The organism is Protofrankia sp. Cr2 (assembly GCF_963555885.1).
In the GTDB taxonomy this organism is placed as follows: domain Bacteria; phylum Actinomycetota; class Actinomycetes; order Frankiales; family Frankiaceae; genus Protofrankia.
Map to the genome: position 1 here is coordinate 67,785 of NZ_CAUVXG010000024.1, position 3,770 is coordinate 71,554.

Below are 3,770 nucleotides of genomic sequence, written 5' to 3' on the forward strand. Positions count from 1 at the left end.
GGCGAGGCGGTCTGCGAGGTCGGTGGCCTTGGAGATGAACCAGCTACTTTCGGTCGGGGACCAGGGGCGCAAGCGTTCGTCTGCGATGGCTTGCTGGGCGCAGGGCTCGTTAACCCAGTGGCGGTGGGCGTTACGACGGTTGGTGTGGAGGGGATTGCCGCCGCCACGGCGGTAGACATTAACGGCGTCAACCACGATCTCGCCGGTGTCGATCAGTTTGGCGGTGCCGAGCACACCTTGATAGTTGCGATCGTGGATCTTTGGCGGACAGTAGGCTCCTATGCCTTGTTCCTCGATCTGCCGCTGGTAGCGCTCGAGAACACCGAGTCGGCTGAGGGCGGAAGAACCGGCTATGAACACCACTTCGGTCTGGTAGCCCGCGTCGGTGAACTGGGCGATGATGCTGCGGGCGCGTTCAGCGTTGGCGAGGTTTGAATCGAAGATGACGTTAATGCGTCTATCACTGGCGTAGGCCACGGCTTTGTCGACCCACGCGCGGGCATCCTCGTCGATCGCGGTGTCGAGGTCGCGCAGGACGCGTTCGTCTCCTCGAAGGAGGTCTGTGAACCCTGTGTGGTAAGGCCGCATCAGATCGGCGCTGAAGTCGACGGCCCCACCACGGGAGACCAGCGCCTCGTGAAGGGCGCCTTTGGTGCTGGATTTCCCTACGCCAGGCTGTCCGCCGAGCAGGATAGCGACGGGATGCGTTTGGGGTGCGGCGCTCGTCAGGAGTTCGGGAACGATGCGCTCTCGGAAGATCCTCTCATGAACGTCCGGGGGAAGCCTGTGGCTGTCGGTCACGGTGATGTGTAGAGTTGCCGGGCCCGGGGCCCGTACTCTCGAAGTACTCGAGCCGCGGCGGCAGCTCCACCCGTCAACATCCGCCGTCGTTCGGCAGCCAGTGCCGCGCTCTCCTCGCGCAGGACTCTCGCAGCAGCTTCGTCCGGCTCGGTGTCAAGCTGCTTCGATATCCAGGCGATCAGTGATCCGAGGACCCATTCAGCTGCTTCGACATCCATGCCGTGTTCATAGGTCCAGGTAGGCAAGCTGCCTCCGAGCACCGGTTCGCGCTCATCGGTTGATTCGGGCATTATCGACCTTTCTCTCATAATTATATGAAAAGTCTACGCTTCGGTACAGAGCGCAGTCGCTGAGACTGTTTACCCTGCTGGTGTGACCGGTCAGGTAGCGAGGTAGAGCCGGGCGGACGCCGATGTGTGCCCTTCCTGATGCCATCGCGGTTACGAACGTCCGGCGGTTACCGGATTTTCGATCACCGACGCTCAGCTATGACGATCTTCTGGAGCTCGGCGAACGCGGCGATTGCGTGCGGCAAGCGGATCTTCCGCCTGGCGCAGTCAACGCTTCCCGTCTGTCCGCTTGCTGGCAGGGGCAGGCAGGTGTGCGTTGAGTGCGGCCGCGACAACCTCCGACCTGGATGCTCTCCGACTTCCAGGCCGGCGTTGACTCACCTCGGTGCTTACCCAACGGACCAGGCCGTCGATTGTCCCTGGCCGGCGGCGGAAGCCGAACGGTGGCTGGTATTCCTCGCCCACCACCTTGAACAGAACCTGCACAACACCACGGATCTCGCCTGGTGGGAACTTTTTCGCGGCGCACCCCGGATATCGGCCCGCACGGTCGGGCTTGCAATCGGGGTACCAATCGGGCTTGCGGGCGGCCTATGGTCGGGGCTCAAGATCGGACTCGTGACGGGACTCCTGCTCTGGATCTGGATCTGGATCTGGATCTGGATCTGGATCTGGATCTGGATCTGGATCTGGATCAAACTCATCGCCGGACCCCTGCACCAGCTCTTGACTCGGCGCCTTCTCGGGCATGTCGATCCATTTCCACGCCAGATTGTCCGGCGGCGGCGGCCACCACTCGTCAGATTCGTGCCCGGGCTTCTGGTCGGACCGTTCCTGGTCGGGCTCCTGTTCGGGGTCATCAACACCCTCACCGACACCCGGGCCTGCATCGCCGAGATCCGCGGCCGGACCATGAAAGATCCATTCCACGGTAGGGTGTGGTCATGAACGTCGGTACCGCAGTGCGCCCTGGGTGGGACCAGCTACCCGGGTCGTTGCGTGACGCGCTCGCGGCCCGGCTGGGTGGGCCGGTGACGGCGGCGGTCGTGCAAACCGGTGGGTTCACGCCGGGTGTTGCGGTGCGGCTGACGGTCGGCGCGCCCAGTGGCGCGCCGGGGCCGACGCGGGTCTTTGTCAAGGGTTTGCCGGTGGAGCATCCGTTGGCGGGGGTGTACCGGGCGGAAGCGGCGGCGTGCCAGGCGTTGCCGCCGGCGGCCCCGGCGCCGGCGCTGCGGTGGGCGGCCGACCTGGCCGGATGGATCATCCTGGCCTTCGAGGACCTTCCGGGTGGAACGGTGGATCTACGGCCGGGGTCGACCGACGTGACAGCCACCGTGGCAACCCTGGCCGCGTTGGCGCCGGCACTGACACCCTGCCCGATCGAGGATGCGCCACCCGCGGCGCACGAGTTGGGCGGGCTGGTCCACGGCTGGGCTACGGTGGCCGCCGATCCTCCCGATGATCTGAACGGGTGGGCGTGCCGGCATCTACCGGCGCTGGCCGCGGGGGAGAGCGGCTGGGTGGCGGCCGCGGCCGGGGCCACGCTGGTCCACGGCGATATCCGCCCGGACAACCTGGTCCGGGACGCCACGGGGGCGGTGCGGCTGGTGGACTGGTCATATCCGTGTCGGGGAGCGGCCTGGCTGGATGTGGCGGCCCTGGTACCGCATCTGATCCTGGCCGGACACCACCCCGGCACGGCCGAGGCCGCGATCCGGAACGTGCCCGCGATGGCAGGGCTGGACCCGGAGGTGCTGACGGCGTTCGCGATGGCGGTGGCCGGCTACTGGGAGCGGTCGTCGCGGGCACCCGCACCACCCGGGGTGCCGCATCTGCGGACGTTTCAGGCGTCCGCGGCGGCGGCCGGGCGGGTGTGGATCGCGCACCGGACGGGCTGGCATTGAGTCAGCCGGATCCCACAGCGTCGCCGGCGGTAAGGACGCCGAGGCTGTGACGGACCCGGACGTCGACCAGGTCGTGCAGGTAGGCGGTGGCCGGCGCGGCCAGGCCGAGACGGTCGATGGCGGCGGCCGCCTGGTCGGCCAGGGCCGCGGCACGGGTGGCGGCGGCGGTGACCGCCCCGAAGGTGAGGAACGCCTCCCGGATCGCGGCGGTCTGCTCCGGGGTGGTGGCCTGGCCGGCGAGGATCGGCTGGAGCGGGTCGCCGGCGGGCAGGCGCCGGGCGAGGTCACACAGCAGGACCGTGCGCCGCAGTTGTGTGATCTCTCCGATGCTGTCCTTGCCCTGCTCGAGGACCTGAGGGCAGCCACCGGCGATATCGTCGATGATCTGCGAGGCGACCCCGACGGTCTCCAGGACGGTGCGGGTGGCGCCCAGCCGGTCGGGGTCCAGGCCGCCGAGGATCGCCCCGAGGGTGAACGGCAGCTGGTAGCAGTAGTCGGCGGCCTTGTCCGCGTACATCGCGAGTAGGTCGGCGACCGGGATCTGGGCGGGATGGGTGTGCTGTAGGTGGAGTTCGGTGAGCTGCCCGCGGTGGGTGCGGGTCAGGACGTGGCCGACCGTGGCAGACAGCCGGCAACGGACCTCGGGCGATGCCGGCGCCTGTTCGACCAGGTCGGCCGCCAGCCCGAGCAGCAGGTCCGCCCAGTAGAGCGCAAGATGATCCCCATGCCGGGTGCGGGCCGGCGGCGCCCCGGGTGGGGCCAGCGCGGTATAGGC

Annotated in this window: 5 protein-coding genes; 2 read left to right on the top strand and 3 right to left on the bottom strand. The window is 67.9% G+C overall.

The window, feature by feature from the left end:
- Both U9978_RS13240 and U9978_RS13245 read right to left on the bottom strand, forming a co-directional pair.
- Nucleotides 1-801: zeta toxin family protein (locus U9978_RS13240; protein ID WP_322761402.1), on the bottom strand; the 801-nt coding region annotated here is incomplete at its 3' end.
- Nucleotides 798-1,091, bottom strand: coding sequence for a hypothetical protein (locus tag U9978_RS13245; protein ID WP_322761403.1), 294 nt, complete (start codon nucleotides 1,089-1,091; stop codon nucleotides 798-800). The genes U9978_RS13245 and U9978_RS13240, both read right to left, overlap by 4 nt.
- Nucleotides 1,092-1,463: 372 nt before the next feature.
- Between U9978_RS13245 and U9978_RS13250 the strand changes: the two genes are divergently transcribed.
- Together U9978_RS13250 and U9978_RS13255 are read left to right on the top strand one after the other, a co-directional pair.
- A complete protein-coding gene (locus U9978_RS13250; protein WP_322761404.1) occupies nucleotides 1,464-2,039 on the top strand; it encodes a hypothetical protein in 576 nt (191 codons plus the stop codon).
- Nucleotides 2,036-2,995, top strand: coding sequence for a phosphotransferase family protein (locus tag U9978_RS13255; protein ID WP_322761405.1), 960 nt, complete (start codon nucleotides 2,036-2,038; stop codon nucleotides 2,993-2,995). The genes U9978_RS13250 and U9978_RS13255 overlap by 4 nt, the downstream gene beginning before the upstream one ends.
- Before the next feature lies 1 nt (nucleotide 2,996).
- Here the strand turns inward: U9978_RS13255 and U9978_RS13260 are convergent.
- On the bottom strand, nucleotides 2,997-3,770 hold a 774-nt coding region (locus U9978_RS13260), incomplete at its 5' end, for a polyprenyl synthetase family protein (RefSeq protein WP_322761406.1).